The sequence below is a fragment of the Stutzerimonas kirkiae genome (assembly GCF_004327335.1).
In the GTDB taxonomy this organism is placed as follows: Bacteria; Pseudomonadota; Gammaproteobacteria; order Pseudomonadales; family Pseudomonadaceae; genus Stutzerimonas; species Stutzerimonas kirkiae.
This window is the reverse complement of record NZ_QJUO01000013.1, coordinates 63121-78202: the sequence shown is the minus strand read 5'-3', so window position 1 is coordinate 78202 and position 15082 is coordinate 63121. Positions and strand designations below refer to the sequence as shown.

General features: G+C 62.3%; 15 protein-coding genes. All 15 read left to right on the top strand.

All coding sequences use genetic code 11. The features are described from left to right. The first annotated feature begins 289 nt into the window (after positions 1-289). The 15 genes from rpsB to rnhB all read left to right on the top strand — a co-directional run bounded on the left by rpsB (position 290) and on the right by rnhB (position 14935). On the top strand, positions 290-1030 hold the full coding sequence (gene rpsB / locus DNJ95_RS09290) for a 30S ribosomal protein S2 (protein WP_131184445.1): 741 nt from the start codon (positions 290-292) through the stop codon (positions 1028-1030). Positions 1031-1149: 119 nt separating this feature from the next. Next, positions 1150-2013 carry a translation elongation factor Ts gene (gene tsf / locus DNJ95_RS09285; protein WP_131184444.1) on the top strand — a complete coding sequence of 288 codons (864 nt, stop codon included), beginning with the start codon at positions 1150-1152 and terminating at the stop codon, positions 2011-2013. A gap of 206 nt (positions 2014-2219) precedes the next feature. Next, positions 2220-2963 carry a UMP kinase gene (pyrH, locus tag DNJ95_RS09280; RefSeq protein WP_131184443.1) on the top strand — a complete coding sequence of 248 codons (744 nt, stop codon included), beginning with the start codon at positions 2220-2222 and terminating at the stop codon, positions 2961-2963. Further along, positions 2960-3517 (top strand): ribosome recycling factor, encoded by a 558-nt coding sequence (gene frr, locus DNJ95_RS09275; RefSeq protein WP_131184442.1) that lies wholly within the window; start codon positions 2960-2962, stop codon positions 3515-3517. Before pyrH ends, frr begins: the two co-directional genes overlap by 4 nt. Before the next feature lie 91 nt (positions 3518-3608). Further along, positions 3609-4370 carry a polyprenyl diphosphate synthase gene (gene uppS / locus DNJ95_RS09270; protein ID WP_131184441.1) on the top strand — a complete coding sequence of 254 codons (762 nt, stop codon included), beginning with the start codon at positions 3609-3611 and terminating at the stop codon, positions 4368-4370. Further along, a complete protein-coding gene (locus tag DNJ95_RS09265; RefSeq protein WP_131184440.1) occupies positions 4364-5179 on the top strand; it encodes a phosphatidate cytidylyltransferase in 816 nt (271 codons plus the stop codon). Before uppS ends, DNJ95_RS09265 begins: the two co-directional genes overlap by 7 nt. Then, positions 5176-6384, top strand: a complete 1209-nt coding sequence (gene ispC, locus DNJ95_RS09260) for a 1-deoxy-D-xylulose-5-phosphate reductoisomerase (RefSeq protein ID WP_242671956.1) — start codon at positions 5176-5178, stop codon at positions 6382-6384. Before DNJ95_RS09265 ends, ispC begins: the two co-directional genes overlap by 4 nt. A gap of 59 nt (positions 6385-6443) precedes the next feature. Next, complete coding sequence (gene rseP / locus DNJ95_RS09255) at positions 6444-7796, top strand: RIP metalloprotease RseP (protein ID WP_131184439.1); 1353 nt, start codon at positions 6444-6446, stop codon at positions 7794-7796. A gap of 68 nt (positions 7797-7864) precedes the next feature. Then, positions 7865-10255, top strand: a complete 2391-nt coding sequence (gene bamA, locus DNJ95_RS09250; protein WP_131184438.1) for an outer membrane protein assembly factor BamA — start codon at positions 7865-7867, stop codon at positions 10253-10255. A 44-nt stretch (positions 10256-10299) separates the two neighbouring features. Continuing rightward, on the top strand, positions 10300-10803 hold the full coding sequence (locus DNJ95_RS09245) for an OmpH/Skp family outer membrane protein (protein ID WP_131184437.1): 504 nt from the start codon (positions 10300-10302) through the stop codon (positions 10801-10803). Then, complete coding sequence (lpxD, locus tag DNJ95_RS09240) at positions 10803-11864, top strand: UDP-3-O-(3-hydroxymyristoyl)glucosamine N-acyltransferase (protein ID WP_131184436.1); 1062 nt, start codon at positions 10803-10805, stop codon at positions 11862-11864. The genes DNJ95_RS09245 and lpxD overlap by 1 nt, the downstream gene beginning before the upstream one ends. 105 nt (positions 11865-11969) lie before the next feature. Then, on the top strand, positions 11970-12410 hold the full coding sequence (gene fabZ / locus DNJ95_RS09235; RefSeq protein ID WP_131184435.1) for a 3-hydroxyacyl-ACP dehydratase FabZ: 441 nt from the start codon (positions 11970-11972) through the stop codon (positions 12408-12410). Then, entirely contained in the window at positions 12407-13183 is a 777-nt protein-coding gene (lpxA, locus tag DNJ95_RS09230; protein ID WP_131184434.1) for an acyl-ACP--UDP-N-acetylglucosamine O-acyltransferase, read from the top strand. Before fabZ ends, lpxA begins: the two co-directional genes overlap by 4 nt. Then, a complete protein-coding gene (gene lpxB / locus DNJ95_RS09225) occupies positions 13183-14331 on the top strand; it encodes a lipid-A-disaccharide synthase (protein WP_131184433.1) in 1149 nt (382 codons plus the stop codon). Before lpxA ends, lpxB begins: the two co-directional genes overlap by 1 nt. After that, entirely contained in the window at positions 14315-14935 is a 621-nt protein-coding gene (gene rnhB, locus DNJ95_RS09220; protein ID WP_131184432.1) for a ribonuclease HII, read from the top strand. Before lpxB ends, rnhB begins: the two co-directional genes overlap by 17 nt. Positions 14936-15082: the final 147 nt, after the last annotated feature.

Genomic DNA, 15082 nt, shown 5'->3' with positions numbered 1-15082 from the left:
TCGAGGCTGGACGAACGCGCGTGGCAGCCGGTGTTTTCGTCCAGCTTTCCAGCCTCCTGCGCTTTTATCGAAGCAGCTTGCCGGTGAATAACGGCATAGCGATCGCCCGGTCCGCAGCTCGCTGCCTGTAGCTTGCAGCCGCTTTCTATGGTATAAAACGCGCCGCTTTGCGAGGGTCACCCTCCAGAGTCTGAACCCACACACGCGTCGACACGGTTTTCTGGGTGCCTGCAAAGGTTGAAAATCGGGATGCGTGGAGGCCTAACCCGACTTATATCAAGGAACTACCATGTCCCAAGTCACCATGCGCGATATGCTGAAGGCCGGTGTGCACTTCGGCCACCAGACCCGTTACTGGAACCCGAAAATGGGCAAGTACATTTTCGGTGCGCGCAACAAGATTCACATCATCAACCTGGAAAAGACCCTGCCGCTGTTCAATGAAGCCCTGGCGTTCGTTGAAAAGCTGGCCGCTGGCAAGAACAAGATCCTGTTCGTCGGCACCAAGCGTTCCGCTGGCAAGATCGTCCGCGAGGAAGCCAGCCGTAGCGGCTCTCCTTTCGTCGATCATCGCTGGTTGGGCGGCATGCTGACCAACTACAAGACCATCCGCGCCTCGATCAAGCGCCTGCGTGACCTGGAAGCCCAGGCTCAGGATGGTACTTTCGATAAGCTGACCAAGAAAGAAGCCCTGATGCGCACCCGTGACCTCGATAAGCTCGAGCGCAGCCTGGGCGGCATCAAGGACATGGGTGGCCTGCCGGACGCCCTGTTCGTGGTCGATGTCGACCATGAGCGTATCGCCATCACCGAAGCCAACAAACTGGGTATTCCGGTAATCGGCATCGTCGATACCAACAGCAGCCCTGACGGTGTCGATTTCGTCATTCCGGGTAACGACGACGCCATCCGCGCCGTTCAGCTGTACCTGGGCGCTGTCGCCGACTCCGTGCTGCGTGGTCGCCAGAACGCCGGTGGCGCTGTCGAAGAGTTCGTCGAAGAGGCGGCCACCGAGGTCGCTCAAGGCTGAATCCGGCAGGGCTCATAGCTTTACCCGGTGAACGAGAAGGGGGCTAGGCCCCCTTTTTGCCACTCAAGAATCGAGCGCCCGCGCTGTCGGGCGAGACTTACCCGAGAGGAATTTTCAAAATGGCAGAGATTACAGCAGCCCTGGTAAAAGAACTGCGTGAGCGTACCGGCCAAGGCATGATGGAGTGCAAGAAGGCTCTGGTTGCCGCTGGTGGCGACATCGAGAAAGCCATTGACGACATGCGCGCCTCCGGTGCCATCAAGGCCGCCAAGAAAGCTGGCAACATCGCTGCCGAAGGTGCCATCGCCGTTCGTGTCGAAGGTGGCCGCGGCGTGATCATCGAAGTCAACTCGCAGACTGACTTCCTGGCCCTGCAGGATGACTTCAAGGGCTTCGTCAAGGGCAGCCTGGACGAGGCTTTCGAGCAGAACCTGAGCGAAGTCGCTCCGCTGATCGCATCCCGTGAAGCCGCGCGCGAAGCCCTGGTGGTCAAGACCGGCGAGAACGTCAATATCCGTCGCCTGGCCCGTACCGAAGGCGATGTCGTCGGTTCCTACCTGCACGGCCATCGCATCGGCGTTCTGGTCACTCTGAAAGGTGGCGACGAAGAGTTGGCCAAGCACATCGCCATGCATGTGGCCGCCGCCAACCCGGCCGTGCTGAGCCCTTCCGATGTTTCCGAGGAACTGGTCGCCAAGGAGAAGGAAATCTTCCTGCAGCTCAACGCCGACAAGATCGCCGGCAAGCCGGAAAACATCGTGGAGAACATGATCAAGGGTCGTATCGCCAAGTTCCTGGCTGAAGCCAGCCTGGTCGAGCAGGCCTTCGTCATGGACCCGGAAGTCAAGGTCGGCGCTCTGGCCAAGAAGGCCGGTGCCGAAATCGTTTCCTTCATCCGCTTCGAAGTGGGCGAGGGTATCGAGAAGGCCGAGTCCGACTTCGCTGCCGAAGTGGCTGCCCAGGTCGCCGCCGCCAAGCAGTAATAAGCGACTTGTGTGATGCTCCTCAAAGAGGCTGCCCGCTGATGCGTGCGGCCTCTTTGTCGAATGGACGGCCGCTAATCCGCTGCGCGTCGCACTTTGCGCTCCAGTTTCGGCACTAAGCGATGGCGCCGTTGTCCAAGCGCAGATATTTTTACCTGAAACAGCTTTGTACGAAATTCATATAACGCCGCAGGAGACACCCGCCAATGGCTCAGCAGATGAGTGCACGCAATCCTCGCTATAAACGCATTCTGCTCAAACTGAGCGGCGAAGCGCTGATGGGCTCGGAAGATTTCGGTATCGACCCCAAGGTGCTCGACCGCATGGCCCTGGAAGTCGGGCAGTTGGTCGGGATCGGCGTGGAAGTCGGGTTGGTGATCGGCGGCGGCAACCTGTTCCGTGGCGCGGCGCTGTCGGCGGCCGGCATGGATCGTGTCACTGGCGACCACATGGGTATGCTGGCCACGGTGATGAACGCCCTGGCCATGCGCGATGCCCTTGAGCGTTCGAATATCCCGGCGCTGGTGATGTCCGCCATTTCCATGGTCGGCGTGACCGATCACTATGATCGGCGCAAGGCCATGCGCCATCTCAAGACTGGCGAAGTGGTGATTTTTTCCGCGGGTACCGGCAATCCGTTCTTCACCACCGACTCGGCGGCCTGCCTGCGCGCCATCGAGATAGATGCCGATGTCGTGCTCAAGGCGACCAAGGTCGATGGCGTCTATACCGCGGACCCCTTCAAGGACCCGAATGCCCAGAAGTTCGAGCAACTGACTTATGATGACGTGCTCGACCGCAAGCTCGGCGTCATGGACCTGACGGCCATCTGCCTGTGCCGCGACCATGACATGCCGCTACGCGTTTTCAATATGAACAAGCCCGGCGCCTTGCTGAACATCGTGCTCGGTGGCGCTGAAGGCACCCTGATCGAGGAAGCCAACCAATGATCAACGAGATCAAGCAGGACGCGCAGCAGCGCATGAGCAAGACCCTGGAGTCGCTGGACCATGCCTTTGCCAAGATTCGTACCGGCAGGGCGCACCCGAGCATCCTCGATAGCGTGATGGTCTCCTACTATGGCGCCGACACACCGCTGCGCCAGGTCGCCAACGTGGTGGCCGAGGATTCCCGCACCCTGGCGCTGAGCGTATTCGACAAGAGCCTGATCCAGGCGGTCGAGAAGGCCATCATGACTTCCGACCTGGGCCTCAACCCGGCCACCGCCGGCACCACCATTCGCGTGCCTATGCCGGCACTGACCGAGGAAACCCGCAAGGGTTATACCAAGCAGGCTCGCGCCGAGGCCGAGCAGGCCCGTGTCGCCGTGCGCAATATCCGTCGTGATGCCCTGGCCCAGCTCAAGGAGCTGGTCAAGGAAAAGCAAATCAGCGAGGACGAGGAGCGCCGGGGCCAGGATGACGTGCAGAAGATCACCGACAAGTTCATCGCGCAGGTCGACAAGGCGCTGGAGGCCAAGGAAGCTGACCTGATGGCGGTCTGACGCGTCAGGCGTGCGCTCCCGCGTTTATCCCGGGGGCTGCCCTTTTTCAGCGAACAATCCGCGAGCAATCGCGAACGAGTAGAGTCGTTTCATGGAAAAGCTCAGGCCGGTCGCCGGTCCCAATGTGCCCCGTCATGTGGCGATCATCATGGATGGCAACAACCGCTGGGCCAGACGGCGCCTGCTGCCCGGCGTGGCCGGGCACAAGGCGGGTGTGGATGCCGTTCGTGCGGTGATCGAAGTCTGCGCGCAGAAGGGCGTCGAGGTGCTGACCCTGTTCGCCTTTTCCAGCGAGAACTGGCAGCGTCCCGCCGAAGAAGTCAGCGCCCTGATGGAGTTGTTCCTGTCGGCGCTGCGGCGGGAAACGCGCAAGCTCAATGAGAATGCCATCAGCCTGCGCATCATCGGCGATCGTTCGCGCTTCCACCCCGAGCTGCAGGCGGCCATGCGCGAGGCGGAGGAGGCTACGGCTGGCAGCGAGCGTTTCATCCTGCAGATCGCCGCCAACTATGGCGGCCAATGGGACATTCTGCAGGCGGCCCGGCGTCTGGCCGAAGAGGCGCGTTGCGGAGCGCTGGCTCCCGAGGCCATCGATTCGGCGATGTTCCAGTCGTATCTGGCCACCGGCGAGATTCCGCCGCCCGATCTTTGCATACGAACTGGCGGCGAGCGCCGGATCAGTAATTTCCTCCTATGGCAGCTCGCCTATGCCGAGTTGTATTTTTCCGATCTGTTCTGGCCCGACTTCAAGCATGAGGCGATGGGCAAGGCCCTGCTGGATTTCGCCGCCCGTCAGCGTCGTTTCGGCAAGACCAGCGAGCAGGTCGCGGAGCAAGCGAGAATGGAATGCTGAAACAGCGAATCATCACGGCCATGGTCCTGTTGCCGTTGGCCCTTTGCGGTTTTTTCCTTTTGAGTGGTTTGTCCTTCGCCCTGTTCATCGGCCTGGTGGTGACTCTCGCCGCCTGGGAGTGGGCGCGTCTGGCCGGCTACCAGGGGCAGGCCGTTCGTATCGCCTACGCGCTGCTGGTGGCGCTCGGACTGGTCGTTCTGTATCGGCTGCCGCTACTGGCGCCCTGGGTCATGGCCGCGTCGCTGCTCTGGTGGCTGGCAGCGATCTTTCTGGTCTTCGGTTACCCGGGCAGCCAGCGTTTCTGGGGCGGTCGGCTGGGTAGCCTGGTCATCGGGCTGCTGGTTCTGCTGCCTGCGTGGCAGGGGCTGTTGTTGCTCAAGCAGTGGTCCGTGGCCGGCTGGTTGATCCTGGCGGTGATGGTGCTGGTCTGGGTTGCCGATATCGGCGCCTACTTTTCCGGAAAGGCTTTCGGTCGCCGCAAGCTGGCGCCGGCGGTCAGTCCGGGGAAGAGTTGGGAAGGGCTGCTGGGCGGGCTGCTGGCGAGCCTGGCGCTGACCCTGGCGGTCGCCATTCATTCCGCCTGGCCGGTATCCAGGGTGCTGGCGGCGTTGCTGGTCTGCGCCATCGTGGTGCTGATTTCCGTGATCGGTGACCTGACTGAAAGCATGTTCAAGCGTAGCGCCGGCATCAAGGACAGCAGCCAACTGCTGCCTGGGCATGGTGGCGTGATGGACCGTATCGACAGCCTGACGGCCGCCGTTCCGGTTTTCGTTGTGTTGTTCTGGCTGCTGGAGCGTAGTGTCTGGTGAATGATATTTCACGACGCGAGGATGATCGCCCGCTACGGGTCACGATTCTCGGCGCCACGGGTTCCATCGGTCTGAGTACGCTGGATGTCGTTGCACGGCACCCTGATCGCTATGAGGTCTTTGCCCTGACCGGGCATTCGCGTGTGCATGAACTGTATGAGTTGTGCCGCCGGTACCGCCCGCGCTATGCGGTGGTGGCCGATGATGTGGCGGCTGCGCGCCTGCGTTGCCAGTTGCGCGATGATGGTGTGGCGACCCAGGTGCTGGCGGGCGAGCAGGGGCTGGTCGATGTGGCCGGGCACGACGAGGTGGATGTGGTCATGGCGGCCATCGTCGGCGCGGCCGGCCTGCGTCCCACCCTTGCCGCCGTGCATGCCTCCAAGCGCCTGCTGCTGGCCAACAAGGAGGCGCTGGTGATGTCCGGCGCGTTGTTCATGCAGGCATTGCGTGACAGTTCGGCGACACTGCTGCCCATCGATAGCGAGCACAATGCGATTTTCCAGTGCCTGCCCGCCGATTATGCCCGGGGGCTGGCCAGGGCCGGCGTGCGGCGCATCCTGTTGACCGCCTCGGGCGGTCCGTTCCGGGAGATGCCGCTGGCCGAGCTGGAGAACGTTTCGCCGGCGCAGGCGTGCGCCCATCCGAACTGGTCCATGGGGCGCAAGATTTCCGTCGACTCGGCCAGCATGATGAATAAGGGCCTGGAGCTGATCGAGGCCTGCTGGCTGTTCGATGCGCGTCCGCAGCAGGTGGAGGTGGTGATTCATCCGCAGAGCGTCGTCCACTCGATGGTGGACTATGTGGATGGCTCGGTCCTGGCGCAGTTGGGCAATCCCGATATGCGCACGCCGATCGCGCATGCGCTGGCCTGGCCGGAAAGGGTCGACTCCGGTGTCTCGCCCCTGGACCTGTTGCGCATAGGGCGGCTGGACTTCCAGGCGCCGGACGAACGGCGTTTCCCTTGCCTTAGGCTGGCCCGGGAAGCTGCGCAGGCCGGCGGTACGGCGCCGGCGATATTGAATGCCACGAACGAGGTCGCGGTCGATGCATTCCTGACCGGGCGCATTCGCTTCACGCAGATCGCGGGTATGATCGAGCATGTGCTGCAATGCCTGCCCCGTACCCGCGTCGATTGCCTGGACGATGTGCTCGATGCGGATGCCCGGGCGCGCGACTTGGCGCGGCACTGGCTGGCGAGAGAGTGAACGGGTTCTGATGCCCGGCAGGTATTTGCTGGCTTGAAGGTTTTTCAGCGGAGAGTTCTATGGGCGCGTTGTACATGATCATTGGCACCCTGGTCGCCCTCGGTGTCCTGGTGACCTTCCACGAATACGGCCATTTCTGGGTCGCGCGTCGCTGTGGGGTCAAGGTCCTGCGTTTCTCCGTCGGTTTCGGCAGCCCGCTGCTGCGCTGGCATGACCGCCAGGGGACCGAATTCGTGATCGCGGCGATCCCGCTGGGCGGCTATGTGAAAATGCTCGATGAGCGCGAAGCACCGGTACCCGATGCCTTGCTCGACCAGGCATTCAATCGCAAGACCGTCAGGCAGCGTTTCGCCATCGTGGTGGCGGGGCCGGCGGCCAATTTCCTGCTGGCCATCGTATTTTTCTGGCTGCTGGCGATGCTCGGCTCGCAGCAGGTGCGGCCGGTGGTGGGGGGCGTCGCGCCGGGCAGCCTGGCCGAGCAGGCGGGGCTGCTGGTCGATCAGGAGATCGTTGCCGTGGATGGGCGTGCCACCGATGGCTGGGCCGCGATCAACCTGCAACTGGTGCGCCGCCTGGGCGAGAGCGGCACCCTCGAATTGAGCGTGCGGGATGCCGGCAGCGATGCGCAGCGTACCGTCGAGATTGCCCTGAAGGACTGGCTCAGGGGCGAAGACACGCCCGACCCTATCGGCGCGCTGGGTATTCGCCCCTGGCGGCCACAGGTCGCGCCGGTCATTTCGCAACTGGACCCCGAGGGGCCCGCGCAGGCCGCTGGTGTGCGGCTCGGTGACCGTCTGTTGCGCCTGGATGGGCAATCGCTCGATGACTGGCAGCAGGTGGTCGACCAGGTTCAGGCCATGGCGGGCCGGCCGGCAACACTGACGCTGGAGCGGGATGGGCGTGTGCTGGATATCGCGCTGACGCTGGCCACGCGGGGCGAGGGCGAGGTGCGCCGTGGCTACCTGGGGGCAGGCGTTGCCGGCGGCGAGTGGCCCGCGGACATGCTGCGTGAAATCAGCCACGGGCCGTTCGAAAGTGTCCTTGAAGGGCTGAAGCGCACCTGGTCCATGACGCTCCTTACCCTCGAGTCACTGAAGAAAATGCTCTTTGGTGAACTGTCGGTAAAAAACTTGAGCGGTCCGATAACCATTGCTAAAGTGGCGGGCGCTTCTGCCCAGTCTGGTCTAGGTGACTTTCTAAACTTCCTCGCCTATCTGAGCATTAGCCTTGGGGTGCTCAATCTTTTGCCAATCCCCGTGCTCGATGGCGGGCATCTGCTCTTCTATCTGGTCGAGTGGGTCCGTGGTCGTCCCTTGTCGGATCGGGTGCAGGGTTGGGGCGTGCAGATCGGCATCAGCCTCGTGGTCGGGGTGATGCTGCTGGCACTGGTCAACGATCTTGGCCGCCTGTAGCGCCGAATAGTAATGTCGCCACGCCAAGCGCTGGTTCATCCACTGGTCTAGAGCTAAGAAAGGACTTCATGAAACGTCTGCTGCTACCTGCGGTTATTTCCGCGTTGATGATTGCCGAAGTTCACGCCGAGTCCTTCACCATCTCCGATATTCGTGTAAACGGCTTGCAGCGGGTTTCCGCCGGCAGCGTATTCGGCGCATTGCCGTTGAACGTGGGCGATGCCGTCGACGATTCACGCCTGGTCGACGCGACACGGGCACTGTTCCGCACCGGGTTCTTTCAGGACATCCAGCTTGGTCGCGAGAATGACGTGCTGGTGGTCAGTGTCGTCGAGCGCCCGTCCATCTCGGCCATCGAGATCGAGGGCAACAAGGCGATCAAGACCGAGGACCTGCTGTCCGGGCTGCAGCAGTCCGGACTGGCCGAGGGCGAAATCTTCCAGCGTGCCACGCTCGAAGGCGTGCGCAACGAACTGCAGCGCCAGTACGTCGGCCAGGGCCGCTATTCCGCCAGTATCGAAACGGAAGTGGTGGCGCAGCCGCGCAACCGCGTGGCCCTGAAGATCAAGATCAACGAAGGCTCGGTCGCTGCGATCAAACATATCAATGTGGTCGGCAACTCGGTGTTCTCGGATGAGGACCTGGCCGACCTGTTCGAGCTGAAGATCACCAACTGGCTGTCGTTCTTCCGCAACGATGACAAATATGCGCGGGAGAAACTCTCGGGTGACCTGGAACGCCTGCGTTCCTATTACCTGGACCGCGGCTATATCAACATGGATATCACCTCGACCCAGGTGTCTATCACGCCGGACAAGAAGAATGTCTACGTGACGGTGAACATCGACGAAGGCCAGCGCTACACCCTGCGCGAAGTGAAGCTCAGTGGCGACCTCAAGGTGCCGGAAGAGGAAATCCGCTCCCTGCTGCTGGCCAAGGAAGGGCAGGTGTTCTCGCGCAAGGTGATGACCACTACCTCCGAGCTGATCACGCGGCGCCTGGGTAACGAGGGTTATACCTTCGCCAACGTCAATGGTATTCCCGAGCCGCATGACGAGGACAACACGGTTTCCCTGACCTTCGTCGTCGACCCGGGTCGCAGGGCCTATGTCAACCGCGTCAATTTCCGTGGCAACACCAAGACCGAGGACGAGGTACTGCGCCGTGAGATGCGCCAGATGGAGGGCGGTTGGGCCTCCACCTACCTGATCGACCAGTCCAAGGTGCGTCTGGAGCGGCTGGGCTTCTTCAAGGAAGTCAATGTCGAGACGCCGCAGGTGCCGGGCTCGGATGACCAGATCGACGTCAACTACACCGTCGAGGAGCAGCCATCCGGTTCGATCATGGCCAGTATCGGTTTCGCGCAGAATGCCGGCCTGATCCTCGGTGGCTCGATCAGCCAGAACAACTTCCTCGGTACCGGTAACCGGGTCAGCATCGGCCTGACCCGCAGCGAGTACCAACAGCGCTACAACTTCGGCTTCGTCGATCCCTACTGGACCGAGGATGGTGTGAGCCTGGGCTACAACGCCTTCTATCGCACCACCGACTACGACAAGCTCGATTATGACGTTTCCAGTTACTCGGTGGACAGCCTGGGTGCTGGCGTGAACATCGGTTACCCGATCAGCGAAACGTCGCGTCTGTCGTTCGGCATGACCGTGCAGCAGGACAGCCTCGACACCGGTCGCTATACCGTGGACGAGATTCTCGATTTCATGGACGAGGAAGGCGATCGCTTCCTGAACGTCAAGGCCTCCGTGGGCTGGTCGCAGTCGACCCTGAACCGCGGTGTGTTGGCCACCCGTGGCCATTCGCAGAGCCTGGTGCTGGAATCGACCATTCCCGGCAGCGACCTGTCGTTCTTCAAGCTCGACTACAACGGCCAGTTGTTCGTGCCGCTGAGCCAGAGCTATACCCTGCGCATGCATACCCAGTTGGGCTATGGTGACAGCTATGGTTCGACTTCGCGCCTGCCGTTCTACGAGCATTACTACGCCGGCGGTTTCAACTCCGTGCGCGGCTTCGAGGACAGCAGCCTCGGCCCGCGCAGTACGCCGAGTATCGCCAGGGACGCGAATGGCAACGTCATCACCGATGGCTCTATCGGTGCCGATGGCCGCTACACCGACCCGGACCAGGACCCGCTGCCGTTCGGCGGTAACGTACTGGTACAGGGCGGCCTGGAAGTGCTGTTCCCGCTACCCTTCGTCAAGGACCAGCGCTCGTTGCGTACTTCGCTGTTCTGGGATGTCGGTAACGTATTCGATACCAATTGCCCGTCGGGCTCGGCCAACTGCCGTGATATCGACTTCGGCGACCTGGCCAGTTCGGTCGGTGTGGGCCTGACCTGGATCACCGCCATGGGGCCGTTGAGCTTTAGCCTGGCCATGCCGGTCAAGAAGCCCGACGATGCCGATACCCAGGTCTTCCAGTTCTCCCTCGGGCAAACCTTTTAACAACCTGCAGCCTGTCGCTGCAGTTTTCAGGAGTGGTGTATACCGTGCGTAAGTTGACTCAGCTGTTTTTCGTCGCCGCTGCCTTGATGGCATCTCCGGCTTTCGCCGAGATGAAAGTCGCGGTACTGGACTATCAGATGGCGCTGCTGGAATCCGATGCGGCGAAGCGCTACTCGGTGGATGCCGAGAAGAAGTTCGGCCCCCAGTTGAACAAGCTGAAGACCCTCGAAGGCGACGCCAAGAAGATCCAGGATCGTCTGGTCAAGGATGGCGAAAAGATGCAGCAGGCCGAGCGCGAGCGTCTCGAGCTGGAATTCAAGCAGAAGGCGCGTGACTTCCAGTTCCAGTCCAAGGAACTGAACGAGTCCAAGGCCGTGGCGGACCGCGACATGCTGCAGCAACTCAAGCCGAAGCTGGACAAGGCGGTCGAGGAAGTGATCAAGAGCGGCAACTACGACCTGGTGCTCGAGCGTGGTGCGGTAGTCGATGTCAAACCTCAGTTCGATATCACTCGCAAGGTCATCGAGCGCATGAACCAGCTGCGCTGATCATGTCCGCTTTCGCTTATACGCTCGGCCAACTGGCCGAGCTGCTCGGCGCCAGGCTGCAGGGCGATGCCGACCAGCCGATCACTGGTCTGGCCACGCTGCAGGACGCGGCCGAAGGGCAATTGAGTTTTCTTGCCAACAGCCAGTATCGCAAGTACCTGGAGCGAACCGCCGCTTCGGCGGTGCTGCTGACCGAGCAGGATGCCCAGGCCTATGGTGGCTCGGCCCTGCTGGTCGAGAACCCCTACCTGGCCTATGCGCAGGCTTCCCATCTGTTCGAGACGCGGCCCGCCAGCGTGCCGGGCATCCACCCCAGCGCGGTGGTCGCGGCCGATGCCTGCGTGCACGAGACGGCTGCCATCGGTCCTTACGCGGTGATCGAATCGGCTGCGCAGATCGCCGCCGATGTGGTCATCGGCGCCCATTGCTATATCGGCGCGCGCAGCCGGGTCGGCGAGGGCGGGCGGCTGGCGCCCAGGGTCACGCTCTATCACGATGTCGCCATCGGCAAGCGTGTGGTGATCCAGTCCGGTGCGGTCATCGGTGGCGAGGGCTTCGGTTTCGCCAACGAGAAGGGCGTCTGGCAGAAGATCGCGCAGATTGGCGGCGTGACCATCGGCGATGATGTCGAGATCGGCTCGAACACCACGATAGACCGTGGGGCGCTTTCCGACACCTGCCTCGGCAATGGCGTGAAGCTGGATAATCAGATAATGATCGCCCACAACGTACAGGTGGGCGACAATACCGCGATGGCAGGTTGTGTCGGTATTTCCGGTAGTACACGTATCGGTCGCAACTGCATGATCGCCGGCGGCGTTGGAATGGTCGGGCATATCGATGTCTGTGACAATGTGTTCGTGACCGGCATGACCATGGTGACCCGCTCCATTTCAGAGCCGGGTAGTTATTCCTCCGGTACGGCCATGCAGACGGCTTCGGACTGGCGCAAGAGCGCGGCGCGTATCCGCCAGCTCGACGACATGGCCCGGCGCCTGCAACAACTGGAAAAACGTCTGGCCGCTGTGACCTCGGGAGAAGATGATTCTTCTGACACCTGACCCTCTTTTTCGGTTGCCCGCCTGATTTGGGCAACCGCTTGTCCGCGTACCTTAGCCGGTGTTGTGCGGACAAGGTCACTTATTACTTACAGGCTTTTTCCTGAAATGATGGATATCAACGAGATTCGCGAGTTCTTGCCACACCGTTACCCGTTCCTGCTGGTCGATCGCGTAGCGGAGCTGGATCTCGAGGCCAAGAGCATCAGCGCCTACAAGAACGTCACCATCAATGAGCCGTTCTTCAATGGCCACTTCCCCCAGCACCCGATCATGCCTGGGGTGCTGATCATCGAAGCCATGGCGCAGGCCGCCGGTATCCTCGGCTTCAAGATGATGGGGGTGAAGCCCGAGGATGGAACGCTGTACTACTTCGTCGGTTCGGACAAGCTGCGCTTTCGCCAGCCCGTAGTCCCGGGCGATCAACTGATCCTCGCGGCACGTTTCATCAGTTGCAAGCGCAGCATCTGGAAATTCGATTGCAGGGCCACCGTGGATGGCAAGGAAGTCTGTTCGGCCGAGATCATCTGTGCGGAACGCAAACTATGAGTTTGATCGACCCACGCGCCATCATCGATCCCAGTGCCAGGTTGGCCGATGACGTTGTCGTCGGCCCCTGGTCGATCATTGGGCCCGACGTGGAAATCGGCGAGGGTACGGTGCTCGGCCCCCATGTGATCATCAAGGGGCCGACCAGAATTGGCAGGGACAATCGCATCTACCAGTTCGCTTCGCTGGGCGAAGACACTCCCGATCGCAAGTACAAGGGGGAGCCGACGCGCCTGGTGATCGGTGACCACAACATCATCCGTGAAGGTGTCACCATGCACCGTGGCACCATCCAGGATCGTGACGAAACCACGGTGGGCGATCACAACCTGATCATGGCCTATGCCCATATCGGCCACGACAGCGTGGTCGGTGACCACTGTATCCTGGTGAACAATGTCGCGCTGGCCGGGCATGTGCATATCGGCGACTGGGCGATACTCTCCGGCTATACCCTGGTGCACCAGTTCTGCCATATCGGTGCTCACAGTTTCGCCGCCATGGGTTCGGCCATCGGCAAGGATGTGCCCGCCTATGTGACGGTCTCCGGCAATCCGGCCGAGGCGCGCAGCATGAATTTCGAAGGCATGCGCCGCCGGGGCTTCTCGTCCGAGGTCATGCATGCCCTGCGCAATGCCTATCGCACGGTCTACCGCCGTGGCTTGACCGTCGAGGCGGCCCTGGAGGAACTGGCCGAGGATGCCGGGGCTTTCGAGGAAGTCGCGCTGTTCCGCCAGACCATCCTGAATTCGACCCGGGGCATCACGCGCTGATGGGCAAGCCGCTCCGTATCGCCCTGGTGGCGGGGGAGTCTTCCGGTGACATTCTCGGTGCGGGCCTGATGGAAGCGCTGCAGGCGCGGCACGGCGATATCGAGTTCATCGGTGTCGGCGGGCCGCGTATGGAAGCCCGTGGGTTGCGTTCCTATTTTCCCCAGGAGCGCCTGGCCGTGATGGGGCTGGTCGAGGTACTGGGGCGTCTGCCGGAGTTGCTGCGCCGGCGCCGGCGCCTGTTGCGAACCCTGGTCGAGGCGCGTCCCGATGTCTTCATCGGTATCGACGCGCCCGACTTCAATCTCGATCTCGAGCTCAGGTTGCGCCAGGCCGGTATCCGTACCGTGCACTATGTCAGCCCGTCGGTCTGGGCCTGGCGGCAGAAGCGGGTATTGAAGATTCGCAAGGCCTGCGACCTGATGCTGACGCTGTTTCCCTTCGAGGCGCGCTTCTACGATGAGCACGCGGTCAAGGTGCGTTTCGTTGGCCATCCACTGGCTGACACCATTCCCCTGGAGGCGGATCGTGGCACCGCCAGGGCCGCCCTGGGGCTGCCGGAGCAGGGCAGTGTGGTGGCATTGATGCCGGGTAGCCGGGGCGGCGAAGTGGCGCGCCTCGGCGGGCGTTTCCTGGCGGCGGCCGAGCGCCTGCGGGCGCTGCGCCCGGGTATCCATTTCGTCCTGCCTTGCGCCAGTGCGGCGCGGCGCGAGCAACTGGAGCGGATGCTGGGTGGGCGCGACCTGCCGCTGACCTTGCTCGACGGGCGCTCGCATGAGGCGCTGGCGGCCTGCGATGCGGTGCTGATCGCTTCGGGTACGGCAACCCTCGAGGCGCTGTTGTACAAGCGGCCAATGGTGGTTGCGTACCATGTTGCGCCCTTGACCTACCGGATTCTCAAGCGGCTGGTGAAAAGCCCTTATATTTCCCTGCCCAACCTGTTGGCGCAGCGCATGCTGGTACCCGAGCTGATCCAGGATGCGGCCACGCCCGAGGCCATGGCGCAGTCCCTGTCGCCGCTGCTGGAGCATGGCGAGGTGCAGACCGAAGGGTTCGATCGCATCCACCGCTTGTTGCGTTGCGGTGCCTCCAGCCAGGCGGCCGATGCCGTGCTGGAGCTGATCGGAGCGAACGATGCAGCTCGGGCTTGATTTCTCGCTGGTGGAAGCCCTGGTGGCCGGTGTCGATGAAGTCGGCCGTGGCCCGCTGTGCGGGCCGGTGGTCACTGCCGCGGTGATACTCGATCCGACACGGCCGATCCAGGGCCTCAACGATTCGAAGAAGCTCAGCGAGGCACGCCGCGAGCGTTTGTTCGACGAAATCCGCGAAAAGGCTTTGGCATGGTGCATCGCCCGGGCCGAGGTGGAGGAAATCGATCGTCTGAATATCCTGCATGCCACCATGCTGGCCATGCAGCGCGCAGTAGAGGGGCTGGCGGTGACGCCGAAGCTGGCGCTGATCGATGGCAATCGCTGCCCGCGCCTGGCGGTGCCCGCGGCCCCGGTGGTGAAAGGCGACAGCCAGGTACCGGCGATCGCGGCGGCGTCGATCCTGGCCAAGGTCAGCCGGGACCGCGAGATGTGCGAGCTGGATCGGCTGTACCCGGGCTACGGCCTGGCAGGGCACAAGGGCTATCCGACGCCAACCCATCTGGCCGCCCTGCAGGCACTGGGCGTCACGCCCATCCATCGACGCTCCTTCGCACCTGTGCGCAGGCTGCTCGAGGAAGCCCAGGCTGCCACCTTCTCGATCTGAGAACCTGTTCATGACCTGCTGCGCGTCGGCCATGCTGCGTTATTACTGGTTTGCGAATAGTGTGCCTGGCTCCGGGATCGTACGGCGCGACCTCGGCCCCATCGGCCCTGTGCGAATGCCTGGTGGCGGGTGAATACATTCCTGTAG

Bases quoted from the DNA above. Each gene is read 5' to 3' on its own strand.
- lpxA (WP_131184434.1), top strand. From the start codon at position 12,407: ATGAGTTTGATCGACCCACGCGCCATCATCGATCCCAGTGCCAGGTTG.
- uppS (WP_131184441.1), top strand. From the start codon at position 3,609: ATGGAAAAGCTCAGGCCGGTCGCCGGTCCCAATGTGCCCCGTCATGTG.
- rnhB (WP_131184432.1), top strand. From the start codon at position 14,315: ATGCAGCTCGGGCTTGATTTCTCGCTGGTGGAAGCCCTGGTGGCCGGT.
- rpsB (WP_131184445.1), top strand. From the start codon at position 290: ATGTCCCAAGTCACCATGCGCGATATGCTGAAGGCCGGTGTGCACTTC.
- bamA (WP_131184438.1), top strand. From the start codon at position 7,865: ATGAAACGTCTGCTGCTACCTGCGGTTATTTCCGCGTTGATGATTGCC.
- lpxB (WP_131184433.1), top strand. From the start codon at position 13,183: ATGGGCAAGCCGCTCCGTATCGCCCTGGTGGCGGGGGAGTCTTCCGGT.
- DNJ95_RS09265 (WP_131184440.1), top strand. From the start codon at position 4,364: ATGCTGAAACAGCGAATCATCACGGCCATGGTCCTGTTGCCGTTGGCC.
- frr (WP_131184442.1), top strand. From the start codon at position 2,960: ATGATCAACGAGATCAAGCAGGACGCGCAGCAGCGCATGAGCAAGACC.
- tsf (WP_131184444.1), top strand. From the start codon at position 1,150: ATGGCAGAGATTACAGCAGCCCTGGTAAAAGAACTGCGTGAGCGTACC.
- rseP (WP_131184439.1), top strand. From the start codon at position 6,444: ATGGGCGCGTTGTACATGATCATTGGCACCCTGGTCGCCCTCGGTGTC.
- fabZ (WP_131184435.1), top strand. From the start codon at position 11,970: ATGATGGATATCAACGAGATTCGCGAGTTCTTGCCACACCGTTACCCG.
- pyrH (WP_131184443.1), top strand. From the start codon at position 2,220: ATGGCTCAGCAGATGAGTGCACGCAATCCTCGCTATAAACGCATTCTG.